The organism is Microbacterium sp. 2FI (assembly GCF_005502885.1).
Classification (GTDB): domain Bacteria; phylum Actinomycetota; class Actinomycetes; order Actinomycetales; family Microbacteriaceae; genus Microbacterium.
Window position 1 is genome coordinate 426603 of sequence record NZ_SCMR01000001.1, and the last position, 14331, is coordinate 440933.

The window sequence follows — 14331 nt, forward strand, 5'->3', positions numbered from 1 at the left end:
CAGCCATGCAGCAGATGGATGGCACAGCAGACAGCCCTGAGCTGGAGCAGCTGTACCGCGACTTCGAGTCGAACGGGCTGGCGCCGTTGTGGACCCAGCGCGACGACCTCATGCCGTTCACCCCCGCGCCCGTCGCCAAGCCGCACGTCTGGCGCTGGGAGACGCTGTTCGACATCGCGGAGCGTTCCGGTGAGCTGGTGCCGGTCGGCCGGGGCGGGGAGCGCCGCGCGATCGGACTGGTGAACCCGGGTCTCCCCGGAACCGCCTACGCAACGCCCACGCTCTGGTGTGCGATCCAGTATCTCGGCGGCTTCGAGACGGCGCCGGAGCACCGCCACAGCCAGAATGCCTTCCGCTTCGTCGTCGAGGGTGAAGGGGTCTGGACGGTGGTCAACGGCGATCCGGTCCGCATGAGCCGCGGCGACCTGCTGCTGACTCCCGGGTGGAACTTCCACGGCCACCATAACGACACCGCCGAGCCCATGGCCTGGATCGACGGGCTGGACATCCCGTTCTCCAGCTACGCAGACGTCGGCTTCTTCGAGTTCGGTTCCGAGCGGGTGACCGACGAGGCATCGCCTGAGGTCTCTCGTGCCGAGCGACTGTGGGCGCACCCCGGTCTGCGACCGCTGTCGGGGCTGGACGACAAGGTCAGCTCACCCCTCGCCGCGTATCGCTGGGAGTACACGGATGCCGCACTCCGCGAGCAGCTGAAGCTCGAAGACGAGGGCTACCCGGCGACCGTCGAGCAAGGTCATGCTGCTGTCCGGTTCGTGAACCCGACCACCGGCGGTGACGTCATGCCCACGATCCGCTGCGAGTTCCACCGGATCCGTGAAGGGTTCGAGACCCCCGTGCGTCACGAGGTCGGGTCTTCCGTCTGGCAGGTGTTCGAGGGACGCGGGTCGGTGGTCCTGGGAGAGACGGAGCACCACGTCCAGAAGGGCGATCTCTTCGTGGTGCCGAGCTGGGTGCCCTGGTCGCTGCGCGCCGAGACCGAGTTCGATCTCTTCCGATTCAACGACGGACCCATCATCGACCGGCTCGGGTTCGCGCGGGTCTACATCCCCAGCAAGGACAACCACTGATGCGACTGGCGACACTTCGCAAAACCGCTGGAACGACCGCGGTCCGCGCCGACGGCGACACGATTGTCGAGATCCCCGATGCGGCAGATGTCGGCGCGCTGCTGCAGGATCCCCGCTGGCGAGATCGGGCGCTGCGCGCCGACGGCGCCGTTCACAACGCGGCGGCGCTTGCCTCGGGGTCCTGGGCGCCCGTCGTGCCGAATCCCGGCAAGATCATCTGCGTCGGGCTCAACTACCGCAACCACATCCTCGAAATGGGTCGCGATCTGCCCGAGTACCCCACGCTCTTCGCGAAGTACCCCGAAGCACTGATCGGCCCCTTCGACGACCTCGTCCTCCCAGCGGTCGCGGCAGACGCGGTCGACTGGGAGGCCGAGCTCGCCGTCGTCATCGGATCTACGGTCCGCAACGCCGATGACGCCGCTGCGGCGGAGGCGATCGCCGGATACTCGATCATCAACGACGTCACCATGCGGGACTATCAGTACCGCACGCCTGAGTGGTTCCAAGGCAAGACGTTCGAGGCGACCGCGCCGTTCGGTCCGGTGCTCGTCACCGCAGACGAGTTCGCCTTGGGCGGTGTCCTCCGCGCCGAGGTCGACGGCGAGGTCGTGCAGCAGTCATCCACCGACGACCTGGTGTTCGACCCGGCCGCGCTCGTGTCGTATATCTCCCGCATCCTGACGTTGAAGCCGGGGGATGTGATCGCGACGGGCACCCCCGGTGGCGTCGGCCACGCTCGCAAGCCCGCTCGCTACCTGACGGCCGGTTCGACGCTGCTCACCGCCGTCGAGGGAATCGGCGAACTTCGCAATCGCGTCGTCTCGGAGGAGTGAACGATGCCGGCGCGCACAGACAACGTCACCGACCCACGGCTCGTGGCCTCGTTGCTGTTGATGCGTCGTGGCCAGGCATATTGGGCGCGCAGCTTGGCCGAACTCGCCGACGACCGATTCGACGAGCCGTCGCTGCTGCCGGGGTGGTCGAGGCGTCACCTCGTCGCCCACGTGGGATTCAACGCGCGGGCCGTGGCACGCCTCGTCGAGTGGGCCCGCACCGGCGTTGAGAATCCGATGTACGCGTCCGATACCCAGCGCGCCGAGGAGATCGAGTTCGGAGCGACACTGCCGGTCGAGGCGCTGCGCCATCTCGCAGCCCACGCGGCCGTGCACCTCGACGTCGAGTGGCGTGACCTGCCGGAAGCGGCGTGGTCGCATGAAGTGCGCACCGCGCAGGGCAGGCTGGTGCCGGCATCCGAAACCGTCTGGATCCGCACCCGCGAGGTGTGGATCCATGCGGTCGACCTTCGCAACGGTGCGAGCGTGCGCGACTTCCCGCCCGAGCTGCACGATCTTCTCCTGGACGATCTCATCCGGGTATGGACGCGAAAAGGGGTCGCCACAGAACGGAGTATCGTCCTGGAACCGGTCGACCGCGCCGAAACGTTCGTTCTCGACGCTGTCGGGCAAGGCACCGGTCGCGATCCGCTGGTGGTCAGAGGCACTGCCGCTGACCTCGTCGGCTGGGGGACTGGCCGCTCCGCCCGGGGTGTGGTCGCCGCTGACGGCGGGGCGCCCCCGAAAGCACCGACATGGCTGTGAGAAAGGGAAGAGATGTTCATCGATGCGGGAACGCTTGATCCGGCTGGGACCTACCGACTGCTCGTCGGCTCCGTCGTCCCCCGACCGATCGCGTGGGTGACGTCCGGCATCTCGCCCAGACCGGTCAACCTCGCGCCGTTCAGTTCGTTCGCGTGGGTCAGTCAGCATCCGGCGATGCTCGGGTTCACCATCAATCGCCGCCCGACCGGTCGCAAGGACACGATCCGGAACATCGAAGAGGACGGCGAATACGTCGTGAACATCGCGGGCGACGCGATGCTGAACGACCTGCATGCGAGCTCGCAGTGGCACGGGCCTGACGTGAGCGAGATCGACGTGCTGGGCCTTGACCTGCTGCCCTCGACGATCATCAGCGTTCCCCGGCTCGCAGGCGTCCCCATCAGCATGGAATGCGTCCACCACCAGACCATCCAGTTCAGCCCGACCGGGGGCGAGTTCGTGGTGGGACGGGTCGTGGGGTGGCACATCGCCGACGAGGTGATGGTCGACGGACGTATCGACACCGAGCTGGTGCGCCCTCTGGGCAGGCTTGCCGGCCCCCGATACTCGCGGCTCGGCGAGGTCACCGAGCTGCCGCCTGTCCCCGGGGGTTGACCCAAGGCCGAGGCGATTCCGCAAATGTCGAGTGAGGTGACCCGATACGCCGCGTAGCGCACGGTCGCGGCCTCGCGCGCTCCGGCGAGTTCGAGAACGCATTTTGTGCTGTCCAAAGCCGACCGCGAGCTGCTGGTCGGAATCAGAAACGCGAGTCTCCATCAGACCCAGGGCGCTTCATCGACCCCTCGCGTCCAAAGACGCGGCGACTAGTCCTCATCGAGAAGCGCATGAATGGGTACGAGTCCACGCGGACCAAGGGCCGGACCCCCCGAGGAGGGTCCGACCCCAATCGGTCATCGCGTGACGAGGCTGGTCACCGCGGCGGCCGCCGTGCGAACAAGGTCCGTGACCACGTTGGGCTGGGACACGTAGATTGCATGGCTTCCCGGTGTCTGAGCTACTGTCGCCCCGATGCGTTCGGCCATTGTCGCCTGGGCTGCGGGCGGGATCATGCGGTCCTCGGTGACGTGGAGGTACCAGCTGGGCTTCACTCGCCACGCGGCCTCGCTGATGGTGCCGCCGAGAGCGTTGAGTCCCCAGGGCACTTGCGAGTCGGCCATGAACGCCGCGTCCTCGGCAGACACGTCGCCGGCGAATGAGTCGTGGAACTTGTCGCGGTCGAGGAAGAGGAATCCATCGACCGGGGGAAGGATCGGCGGCTGAGGGCCGTCGGTTGGGAAGGTGCCGATGAGCGAGTTCACCGATTCGCCTTGATCGGGAGCGAACGCGGTGATGTAGACGAGCGCTGCGACCTTTTCGTGCGTGCCCGCTTCGGTGATGACCGCGCCGCCGTAGGAGTGGCCGACGAGAACGACGGGGCCGTCGACGGCATCGAGCACCGCCCGTGTGGTGGCGTCGTCGTCGGCGAGCGAGGTTGTGCCATTCTGTACGACGCGGACTTCGAATCCGCTGGCGCGCAGTTCTTTGTAGACGCCGTGCCAGCCGGATCCGTCGACGAATCCTCCGTGGACGAGAACGATGGTGGGGTTCATGGGTGACTCCTTGTCGGTTGGGGTACCACCGAACCTAGGGATCACGTTCACCCGAGGAATCCGTCAGATGACGTAAGTCATTGACGCAACTGCGCCGTGGGCCGATCCAGCGCATCACGGAGCGCACCGCGGGATGTGATGCCGAGCTTGGGATACACATGCGAAAGGTGCGTGGACACGGTTCTCGGTGATAGGAACAGGCGCGTCGCGATCTCCTTGTTGCTCAGACCGGTCGCCGCAAGCTCCGCAATCGCCGACTCCTGAGCTGTGAGCGTTTCGGTCCGCGGCTCACTGCCACCGGCGGCGCGGAGCTCTCGATGCGCACGGTCGAGCCAGGGGAGCGCCTGCAGGCGGCGAAAAGCGTCCGCTGCCGCCGATAACTGAACTCGCGCGTCGTTCGCGGCGTGCTCGCGGCGCAGCTGCTCACCGTAGACGAGCTGAACTCGTGCGCGGTCGAACACCCAGCGCTGGCTGTCGGGAGTGCCCAGCGATCGGTCGAACTCGTCGCGCCATCGCTTCGGGTTGGTGAGCCCACGTGCGGCGGTCACCAGAAGGTGAAGCCGTGAGGAGTGATCCGCGAGTCCGGCCTCGTCGGCGGCTTGCACGTGCGCGGCGGCTTCGCGGCTGCGCCCCGCGCGCGCGGAGGCCTCGACGAGATCGAAGACGAGCCAGACCGCGTGCGGCAGGAATGGCTGGAGGGTGCCGGCCGGGCTGATGGAAGCGGCGTGACGGTACGCGATCTCGAAGTTCCCTTCCGAGAGGGCGAGGATGCAGCGAATGTGCGATGCGTACGCGGCCAATGTGTATAGGCGCCGCGGTGCGGCCCACAGCAAGAGCTGTTCCGCCGCCGCGTCGGCAGCTTGCCGTCTGCCCCTGGATGCGTCCACAAGTCCGCGCAGGAATCGCCCCGGCGCGGCCGTGAGCGCGTAGCCGCGTTCGATGGAGAGGCGGAGGCCGTCGTCTGTCAGAGATTCGAGGTCGTCCCACTCCCCGGTGAAATAGGCGTCATTCGCGAGGAGGAAGAGTGCCTCGATCTCCTTCGCGACGGCGCCGCCACGTTGACCGTCGTCGATCACGCGGGCGAGCGGGTCGCGTGCCTGCGCGATCCGGTCGAGGTACGCGCCGGCGGTCGCGATCCTCGTGATCCGCACCGGGTCCGCGGTGAACCGCAGGTCGTCGAGCGCTGATTCGAGCTGGCGGATCTCGCCTCCCTCGATCCGCGCGGGATCGGTGAACGCACGATCGAGCAGGGTGAGGGTGTCGGGCAGTGGGGTAGCGAGACGGGATAGCTGACGGCGGGTTTCCAGCGAGAAAGCCGGACGCGCAGCATAGAACCCGACGAAAACGAGCGTGTGCAGTGCCTCCACGACCGCCTCATCAGCCGAGTCGAGCGGATCAGGAAGAGCATCGAGCGCCGCGACAAGAAGCCGCTGCGCGGTCGACGCATCTCCCTCGCCGCTAAGGAGCTGATAGGCGGCGGCGATGACGGCATCCAGCGAAGGAGGGGACTCAGTCTCGGCTTGAGCTGCCGCAACCAGAGCAGAACCCGCATGCAATGCACCGGTGACAAGAGATCCGAGGTATGCGGCTCGCGCCACCCGCCGCGCGCGGTCGCGGGGTGAGGGGCTGAGTTCGGCGGCGCGAAGCATCGCTGCCGTCGCGCGCGTGCTGTTGCCGGTGTGGAGCAGATCATCGGAGGCTGTCTCAAGCATCGCGGCGATATGCTCGTCCGGCGATGTGGTGGACTGCCCCAGGTGCCATGCTCGCCGGTTCGGGTCGTCTATGAAGGCTTGAGCGAGGGCTTCGTGGGCACGTTGCCGTTCCTCACGGGTGGACAGTTCGACGACGGCGGAGCGGATCAGCGGATGCCGGAACTCCATTCGTCCTGACCGCGGGTTTCGACGCAGGATCCCCGCCTTCTCGGCCGGGGGCAGATCCAGGCGTCCCTCCGGAGTGGCCATGCAACGGTCGATCGTCAGACTGCTTTCCGCACCCGCCAGCACAACGAACAGAAGCATCTCCCGCGTCCTGGCGGGAAGATCGCGGAGGCGGTCGGAGTACACGGAAGTGAGCCGATTGGACAGCGGAAGCGCATCGGGGATTGGGGCGGCGGTCGTGTCGAATGCTGCTGGCAGGTCGAGCAGCGCGAGCGGATTGCCACGGGCCGCCGAGTGGATGCGCTGGCGCACGTTCGGAGCGAGTGCGGGGAATCTGCTGACCAGCAGGAGATCGGCATCCCCATCCGACAGAGGTTCCACGATGTGCGCGTCGTATCCGCTCCGGACAAACACGTTCTCAAGTTCAGACCGCGCGGCGACGATCAGTCGCACGTCGTCGTCGTCGAGTCGGCGCGCGAGATAGGTGAACGCCATCGCGCTGGCAAAGTCCAGCCAAGGCACGTCGTCGATCACGATCAGGAGTGGCCTCGTCTGCGCGAACTGCCTCACCAGCGCGAGCGTGGCTGCGCCGGCGATGAGCTGCGTGGGTGGCGGACCGGCCTGCAGCCCGCAGATCACAGCGATCGCTGTTCGGTGCAACTCCTCAAGCTCGGGAAGAATGTCCAAAAGGGGGTGCAACATCTGATTGAGGGACCAGAAGGGAAGGTCGGCCTCATACTGAAGTGCCGTGGCGCGAACGACCGCCCAACCCGCGGACTCGCCGACCTCGGCAGCCGCATCGAGCAGGACGGACTTGCCCACGCCCGGTTCACCGCTCAGCACGAGCACCGGCGACGCGGGATCGGCCTCGAGGAGATGCTCGACCAATGCGAGCTCCGTGTGTCGTCCCACCAGCAAGATGATCACCACCGTCGCGGAATGCGCTCCCGCCATCGTCCTGAGGGTAGAAGCCCTCGATCAGGCTCGCAACCGGGTTCAGCGGAGGTCGTACACGCGCTTGTACTTGCCCTCGCTGCGCGGCAGCGCGCCTGGTTCCTCGAGCTGGACATCCACGCTCGTTCCGATGTGCACCTTGATCCGCTGAGCGAGGACCTTGGCTGCGGCCTCGCACGTCTCGCGGGACAGCTCGGGATGGCGCTCGATGCGGACTTTCATGGCGTCCATCCGACCGTTCTTGGAGAGCTCGAGGATGAAGTGGGGGGTCAGGGTCTCGATGCCGAGCACGATCTCCTCGATCTGGGTCGGGAACAGGTTCACACCGCGGAGGATGATCATGTCGTCATTGCGTCCCGTGATCTTTTCGATGCGCCGCATACCCGGGCGGGCCGTACCTGGCAGGAGGCGAGTGAGGTCGCGCGTGCGGTAGCGCAGGACGGGGAAAGCCTCCTTGGTGAGTGAGGTGAACACCAGTTCGCCGCGCTCGCCATCGGGAAGGGGCGCCCCGTCCTCGCCGATGATCTCGGGGAGGAAGTGGTCTTCCCAGATGTGTGGGCCGTCCTTGGTCTCGACACACTCATTGCCTACGCCGGGACCCATCACTTCGCTGAGCCCGTAGATGTCGACGGCATCGATATCGAGACGGCGTTCGAGTTCCAACCGCATCTCGTTGGTCCATGGCTCCGCACCGAGCACGGCCACCTTCAGCGAAGTCGATCGAGGATCGATACCTTGCTCCTCCATCGCGTCGGCGATCGTGAGCAGATAACTCGGGGTGCACAGGATTGCATCGGGTTCGAAGTCGACGATGAGCTGTACTTGCCGAGCCGTCTGTCCGCCCGAGATCGGGATGGCGGTTGCGCCCAGTTTCTCGATGCCGGCATGCGCGCCGAGACCGCCGGTGAACAGGCCATACCCGTAGGCGTTGTGCACCTTCATCCCCGGCCGGATCCCACTTGCACGCAGCGACCGCGCGATCAGGCTCGCCCACCGATCGAGGTCGCCGGCGGTGTAGCCGACGACAGTCGGTCGCCCAGTCGTCCCGGACGAGGCGTGGATGCGGCGCACTTCGGTCATCGGCACGGCGAACATCCCGAACGGGTAGGTGCTGCGCAGGTCCTCCTTGGTCGTGAAGGGGAGCTTGACGATGTCGCTGAGCGTGCGTATGTCGTCTGGGGTGACCCCCGCCTCATCGAGCTTGCGCGTATAGAGAGGCACCTGCGCATAGGCGTGGTGCACGGTCCACTGGAGTCTCTCCAGCTGCAGCGCCTCGAGCGCTGGGCGATCGAGGCGCTCCTCAGGGTCGAGCGTCAGGTCCGGGTGCGCGGCGGGAATCGTGTGGATCGTTGACATGTGGGTAGTCCGGTTCAGTCGGTAGCCTGGCGGCGGGTGGAGATGGAGCGTCCGCGGAACTCGGCGACGACGTCGCCTGTCTCGTCGGTGACGGTGACGTCGTAGAGGCCGGTTCGGCCAGCCAGGACGCGTCGCGTTGCCTCGGCGGTGAGAACCTGACCTTCGCGTGTGGATTTCAGGAACGTGATGTCAGCGCCAGCGGCGACCGTTACCGACTCGTCCTCGTTGCACGCGATCGCGAAGGCGGTGTCGGCGAGAGCGAAAACGAGCCCACCATGGGTGATCTCGAAGCCATTCGTCATGTCGGCGCGGACGGGCATCGAGACGACTGCACGCGCAGGTTCGTCCACCTGGACGACCATCCCGAGGGCTGAGGATGCCCGGTCGCGTTGCATCATTTGCCGAAGGGGTGCGCGCTCACTCGCGGTTTCGGTCATCGTCAAACTCTCCATCGAGGTATCAGGGGTGGTCTTCAGCGACGACGCCGACTATACCGGATAAATGAACGCTCGTTCTGTAAAGTCGTTTGATCGGACGATTGCCGAAGATGATGTGTGGCGACTATGCTTACTGAACGATCGTTCTGTAAAACTCGTTAGGAGTCGATGATGACCGCACCCGACCTGGCCGTGCTCGAGCATGACGAGACGGCCGAGCAGGAGGCCTTCGACGCGCTCATCGCAGCGGAGCAGCGCATCGAGCCGCGGGATTGGATGCCTGCGGCGTACCGCAAGACGCTGATCCGGCAGATCTCGCAGCACGGGCACTCGGAGATCATCGGCATGCAGCCCGAGGGCAATTGGATCTCGCGGGCGCCGAGCCTGAAGCGCAAGGCGATCCTGATGGCGAAGGTGCAGGATGAGGCGGGCCATGGGCTCTACCTCTACTCGGCCGCGCAGACACTCGGCATCACGCGTGACGAGATGACCGAGCAGCTGATCGCGGGCCGCGCGAAGTATTCGTCGATTTTCAACTACCCGACGCCGACGTGGGCCGATATGGGCGCGATCGGCTGGCTCGTGGACGGCGCCGCGATCTGCAACCAGGTGCCTTTGTGTCGCGCGTCGTACGGACCGTACGGCCGTGCGATGGTGCGCATCTGCAAGGAGGAATCGTTCCACCAGCGCCAGGGCTTCGAGATCCTGCTGACCCTGATGCAGGGAACGCCCGCGCAGCGCGAGATGGCTCAGGATGCTGTGAACCGCTGGTACTGGCCCTCGCTCATGATGTTCGGGCCACCCGATGACCAGTCGCCGAACTCGGCGCAGTCAACTGCGTGGAAGATCAAGCGCTTCTCGAACGACGAGTTGCGCCAGCGGTTCGTCGGAATGCTGGTGCCGCAGGCCGACGTGCTCGGCGTGACCTTGCCCGACCCGAGCCTTCGATGGAACGACCAGACGAACCAGTACGACATGAGTGAAATCGACTGGACCGAGTTCTTCGAGATACTCGCCGGCCGCGGACCGATGAATGCCGTGCGGCTGCAGCACCGCCGGAACGCTCACGAGGACGGCGCCTGGGTGCGCGAGGCCGCCGCCGAGTACGCGCGCAAACAGGCCGCGAAGACTGAGAAGGACGTGGCGTGATGGCGACCCCCGGCGGCTCCGACCGCGAGACCTGGCCCCTGTGGGAGGTTTTCGTGCGCGCGAATCGCGGAATGTCGCACGTGCACGCGGGATCTCTGCACGCACCCGACGCCGACATGGCACTCCGCAACGCGCGCGACCTCTACACGCGTCGTGGCGAGGGGACATCGGTGTGGGTTGTTCCGGCTGAGGCGATCACGACGAGCGACCCCGATTCCAAGGGCGCGTTCTTCGAGTCGCCTGCGGGCAAGAACTACCGACACGCGATCTACTACACGGCCTCCGAGGGGGTGGCGCACCTATGACCGCACAGACTGCGGATACCGGCGGGAGCCCCGACGTCCACGGCGATGTCTCGGTCGACCACCTTGAACTGGTCGAAGAACTCACCGGCGCGGCCGGAGCTTCTGCCTCACCCGACGTGGCGAAGTACGCGCTGTGGCTCGGCGATGACTCGCTGATCCTCGCGCAGCAGCTCGGCGCGTGGATCGCGAACGCGCCCGAGCTCGAGGAAGACGTCGCGCTCGGCAACATCGCGCTCGATCTGCTCGGTCACGCCCGCTCCCTCTTGCACTACGCAGGAACGGCTGACGGACGAACCGAAGACGATCTCGCATACTGGCGCGATGAGCCGGAGTTCCGGTGCGTGTGGCTCTTCGAGCAGCCCAACGGCGACTTCGCGCAGACGATCGCGCGTCAGCTGGCGGCATCCGTCTATCTCTTCGAGCTCTATTCCGCGCTCGCCGGATCGACCGACGCGACGCTCGCTGCGATCGCCGCGAAGGCGGTCAAGGAGGTCGACTACCATCGCGATCACGCCGTGCAATGGACCCTTCGCCTCGCGGGCGGCACCGACGAGTCGCGCCGCCGCATGATCCGTGCGGTGTCGGATGTCTGGCCCTACGTCGATGAGCTGTTCCGCGACGAGGAGCTGACCGACCGGCTCGCCGAAGCCGAGATCGCCGTACGCCCCTCCGTGCTGCGACCCGGATTTGACGCCGCAATCGACGAGGTCTTCGCCGAGGCAGACCTCGAGGTGCCCCGCGGTGTCATCGCTTCCGGCGGCGGGCGCCGTGGGGAGCACTTCCCGACGCTGGGGTTCATCCTCGCCGAGATGCAGGTCCTGGCGCGGCAGTATCCGGGGGCGACATGGTGACCACGGTTTCGCGGGCGTGGGAGGTGGCAGCCGCCGTCGCAGATCCCGAGGTACCCGTGCTGACGATCGCCGACCTCGGCGTGCTGCGAGACGTCGCCGTGACGGGCGAGCGGGTGACCGTCACGATCACACCGACCTACTCGGGATGCCCCGCCATGGACGTGATCCGCGACGACGTCGTGCTTGCACTCACCGCGGCGGGCTTCGATGACGTCGAGGTGCGCTTGACGCTCTCACCCGCATGGACGACCGACTGGATGAGCGATGCCGGCAAGCGCAAGCTGATCGAGTACGGCATCGCGCCGCCGACCGGCCGGGCAGCCGTCGGGCCGATCAAGCTCGCCCTCGCGGTGAGGTGCCCGCAGTGCGGGTCGCTCGATACCCGCGAGGTGTCGCGCTTCGGCTCGACCTCGTGCAAGGCGCTCTACGAATGCCGCGCATGCCTCGAGCCTTTCGACCACTTCAAGGTGCACTGATGACGACCCTCCGACAGATTCCTGCGCCGGATGCGAACCTTCCGGACGACGCTGCCGGACTCGCCGAGGCATTCCTCGCGAGCACCGTCGGGGGCCCGTCGGGCTCGCGCCGGCGCGCCCGCTTCCATACGCTGCGCGTCGCCGAGGTGCGGCCGCTTACCGATGCCGCGATCGAGGTGACGTTCGCGGTGCCGCCTGAGCTCGCGGGAGAGTTCGACTACCTCGCCGGGCAGCATGTGGCGCTGCGCACCCGCATCGACGGACGTGAGGTGCGGCGGTCGTATTCGCTGTGCCGCCCGCCGGCTCCGGGCGCGGTGAGCGTCGCGATCAAGCGCGATCTGGGCGGGAGGTTCTCGACGTGGGCGCAGACGGAGCTGAAGCCCGGCGCCGAGCTCGACGTCATGAGCCCGCAGGGATCGTTCACCTCGAACCTGGCCGATCTCGACGGGGCGCACGTCGCTGGCATCGCGGCCGGTTCGGGGATCACCCCGCTGATGGCGCTCGCGGCGACCGTGCTCGCGCGATCGGCGACCTCGCGCTTCACTCTCGTCTACACGAACCGCTCGACGACCGACGTGATGTTCCTGGAAGACCTCGCCGACCTGAAGGACCGCTACCCGACCCGGCTCGCGCTGCACCACGTGCTCTCGCGCGAGCAGCGCTCGGCTCCGCTGCTGTCGGGCCGCATCGACGAGGAGCGCCTGCGGCGCATCCTCGACGCGCTCGTGCTTCCCGAGACGGTCGACGAGTGGTTCCTGTGCGGACCGTTCGAGCTGGTGCAGCTGTGCCGTGACACCCTCGCCGACATCGGCGTCGATCAGGCTCACGTGCGGTATGAGCTGTTCACGACGGGCGAGCCCGGTCGCGATGAGGGCGATGCCGGCCGGCCCGTGGTCGTGGCGCAGGGTGACCCGGTGCGCACCATCGAGATCACTCTCGACGGGCAGTCTTCGACGATCGAGAGCCCGGTGAGTGCGCACGAGTCGATCCTCAATGCGGCCCTGCGCGTGCGCCCCGACGTGCCGTTCGCGTGCGCCGGAGGTGTGTGCGGCACGTGCCGCGCCAGGCTGCTCGTGGGCTCGGTCACGATGACCGAGAACTACGCCCTCGAGCCCGACGAGCTCGAACGCGGCTACGTGCTCACCTGCCAATCCCACCCGACGAGCGACCGCGTCGCCGTCGACTACGACGTGTGACGACGAGGAGTTCTCCGATGATCGACCTCCGCATCGACGGCGACGTCGCCCACGTCGTGCTTGACAACCCCGCGAAGCTGAACGCGCTCGACGAGCAGGCCGTGCGGGATCTCGATGCCGCCTATGCAGAAGCCGAGGCAGCCGGGGTTCGTGCCCTCGTGTTGCGCGGCGAGGGGCGCGCGTTCTGCGCCGGCCGCGACATCGCCGGCGTCGATCCGCGCGACGACGACGTGCTCGGCTACCTCGGCGGTCTCGTGACGCCGCTCCTGCAGCGCATGTCGGCGTTCCCCGCCCCGACCTTCGCGGCTGCCCACGGCGCGTGCCTGGGCGTCGGCCTCGGCCTCCTCATCGCGACCGACGTCGTTTACGTCGCCGACACCGCGAAGATCGGCTCGCCGTTCGCCGCGCTGGGCGCGACCCTCGACTCCGGCGGCCATGCCCTGTTCTTCGAGCGCCTCGGCGCGCACAAGACGCTCGACCTCATCTACACCGGCCGGCTCATGACCGGCACCGAAGCCGTTGCGTCTGGGCTGTTCTCGCGCGCTCTCCCCGCCGACGAGCTCGTCGCGACCACCGTCGAGGCCGCCGAACGCGCCGCCACCGGCGCAACCGGCGCATTCCGGGCGAGCAAAGAGCTCGTGCGGCAGCTGCGCGACGAACGCCTGGGCCTGTGGCGATCGATGGATGCCGAGAACGCCGCACAGGCCGCGCTCTGCGACACCGACGACTATCGCGAGGGCTTCGCCGCCTTCCAGGAGAAGCGCCGACCGCAGTTCAACGGGTGAGCTTCACCGTCGTCATCGTGCCCTGATGCCGTCGAAGGCGATCGTGAGGATGTCGTGCGTGAGAGCGTCGCGGTCGACCGCCTTGCCGGGCCGGTACCACTCGATCGTGGAGTTGAGCATGCCGAAGAGGAGTCGCGAGACGATCCCGCTGTCGACATCGGGGCGAACCGAGCCCGAGTCCTGTGCCTCGCGGACGAGCGCGGTCATCTGGTGGTCGAATGCGCGCCGGCGCTCAAGAGCAGCGCGCTCGACATCGCTGTTTCCCCGCAGGCGCAGGAGCAACGTGACGTTGGGGAGCTGATCCAGGAGCACGTGCACTGCGGCCCGCAGTACGAACTCCAGGCGATCTGCGGCCGATCCGACACTCGCATCGGGTTCGGCGAGAACTCCCTCGAGGCCATCCAGGGCCTGGCCGAGGGCCATCTCGAGGAGCTGCTCCTTGGATGAGAAGTGGTGGTACATCGCGGACTTCGTCAGCCCCAGCCGTTCCGCGAGGTCGGACACTGATGTCGCGTCATAACCCTGCTCGTTGAATGCCTCGACGGCGACGGCGAGTACCTCTTGCCGGTCGTAGCCGGGTCGCCCTCGCCGCGGCGCGCGGGCAGGGGTGGTTCCGAGTGTGGTCACTCGTTCAGTCTGGCACTGC

At 67.0% G+C, this 14331-nt stretch carries 15 protein-coding genes; 10 read left to right on the forward strand and 5 right to left on the reverse strand.

The genetic code is table 11. The annotated features are described in order from the left end of the window. Positions 1-5 precede the first annotated feature (5 nt). The 4 genes from FFS15_RS01985 to FFS15_RS02000 are packed head-to-tail and all read left to right on the forward strand — an operon-like array spanning position 6 to position 3304. Positions 6-1088, forward strand: coding sequence for a cupin domain-containing protein (locus FFS15_RS01985; protein WP_137843310.1), 1083 nt, complete (start codon positions 6-8; stop codon positions 1086-1088). Next, positions 1088-1924, forward strand: a complete 837-nt coding sequence (locus FFS15_RS01990; RefSeq protein ID WP_137843311.1) for a fumarylacetoacetate hydrolase family protein — start codon at positions 1088-1090, stop codon at positions 1922-1924. The genes FFS15_RS01985 and FFS15_RS01990 overlap by 1 nt, the downstream gene beginning before the upstream one ends. A 3-nt stretch (positions 1925-1927) precedes the next feature. Beyond that, positions 1928-2689, forward strand: coding sequence for a maleylpyruvate isomerase family mycothiol-dependent enzyme (locus FFS15_RS01995; protein WP_137843312.1), 762 nt, complete (start codon positions 1928-1930; stop codon positions 2687-2689). A gap of 12 nt (positions 2690-2701) precedes the next feature. Continuing rightward, positions 2702-3304 carry a flavin reductase family protein gene (locus FFS15_RS02000; protein ID WP_137843313.1) on the forward strand — a complete coding sequence of 201 codons (603 nt, stop codon included), beginning with the start codon at positions 2702-2704 and terminating at the stop codon, positions 3302-3304. A 296-nt stretch (positions 3305-3600) separates the two neighbouring features. Here the strand turns inward: FFS15_RS02000 and FFS15_RS02005 are convergent, their stop codons facing one another. The 4 genes from FFS15_RS02005 to paaI form a co-directional block, all read right to left on the reverse strand. Continuing rightward, positions 3601-4299 (reverse strand): alpha/beta hydrolase, encoded by a 699-nt coding sequence (locus tag FFS15_RS02005; protein WP_137843314.1) that lies wholly within the window; start codon positions 4297-4299, stop codon positions 3601-3603. Between the two features lie 77 nt (positions 4300-4376). Then, positions 4377-7130, reverse strand: a complete 2754-nt coding sequence (locus tag FFS15_RS02010; protein WP_137843315.1) for a helix-turn-helix transcriptional regulator — start codon at positions 7128-7130, stop codon at positions 4377-4379. A gap of 42 nt (positions 7131-7172) precedes the next feature. Next, positions 7173-8486 (reverse strand): phenylacetate--CoA ligase PaaK, encoded by a 1314-nt coding sequence (gene paaK / locus FFS15_RS02015; RefSeq protein ID WP_137843316.1) that lies wholly within the window; start codon positions 8484-8486, stop codon positions 7173-7175. A gap of 14 nt (positions 8487-8500) precedes the next feature. Continuing rightward, complete coding sequence (paaI, locus tag FFS15_RS02020; RefSeq protein ID WP_137843317.1) at positions 8501-8884, reverse strand: hydroxyphenylacetyl-CoA thioesterase PaaI; 384 nt, start codon at positions 8882-8884, stop codon at positions 8501-8503. A 207-nt stretch (positions 8885-9091) separates the two neighbouring features. Here paaI and paaA point away from each other — a divergent pair, with 207 nt between their 5' ends. Genes paaA through FFS15_RS02050 form a run of 6 tightly spaced genes read left to right on the forward strand, consistent with a single transcriptional unit; the run spans position 9092 to position 13685 of the window. Continuing rightward, complete coding sequence (gene paaA, locus FFS15_RS02025) at positions 9092-10072, forward strand: 1,2-phenylacetyl-CoA epoxidase subunit PaaA (RefSeq protein WP_137843318.1); 981 nt, start codon at positions 9092-9094, stop codon at positions 10070-10072. Further along, complete coding sequence (gene paaB, locus FFS15_RS02030; protein ID WP_137843403.1) at positions 10072-10377, forward strand: 1,2-phenylacetyl-CoA epoxidase subunit PaaB; 306 nt, start codon at positions 10072-10074, stop codon at positions 10375-10377. The genes paaA and paaB overlap by 1 nt, the downstream gene beginning before the upstream one ends. Continuing rightward, positions 10374-11228: a 1,2-phenylacetyl-CoA epoxidase subunit PaaC gene (paaC, locus tag FFS15_RS02035; RefSeq protein WP_137843319.1), complete on the forward strand. Its 855-nt coding sequence runs from the start codon at positions 10374-10376 to the stop codon at positions 11226-11228. Before paaB ends, paaC begins: the two co-directional genes overlap by 4 nt. Then, positions 11222-11704, forward strand: coding sequence for a 1,2-phenylacetyl-CoA epoxidase subunit PaaD (gene paaD / locus FFS15_RS02040; protein ID WP_137843320.1), 483 nt, complete (start codon positions 11222-11224; stop codon positions 11702-11704). Before paaC ends, paaD begins: the two co-directional genes overlap by 7 nt. Continuing rightward, positions 11704-12900, forward strand: coding sequence for a 1,2-phenylacetyl-CoA epoxidase subunit PaaE (gene paaE / locus FFS15_RS02045; protein WP_137843321.1), 1197 nt, complete (start codon positions 11704-11706; stop codon positions 12898-12900). The genes paaD and paaE overlap by 1 nt, the downstream gene beginning before the upstream one ends. Positions 12901-12917: 17 nt before the next feature. Beyond that, positions 12918-13685, forward strand: coding sequence for an enoyl-CoA hydratase/isomerase family protein (locus FFS15_RS02050; RefSeq protein ID WP_137843322.1), 768 nt, complete (start codon positions 12918-12920; stop codon positions 13683-13685). Positions 13686-13697: 12 nt separating this feature from the next. Here the strand turns inward: FFS15_RS02050 and FFS15_RS02055 are convergent, their stop codons facing one another. After that, on the reverse strand, positions 13698-14312 hold the full coding sequence (locus FFS15_RS02055) for a TetR/AcrR family transcriptional regulator (protein ID WP_137843323.1): 615 nt from the start codon (positions 14310-14312) through the stop codon (positions 13698-13700). Between the last annotated feature and the right edge of the window lie 19 nt (positions 14313-14331).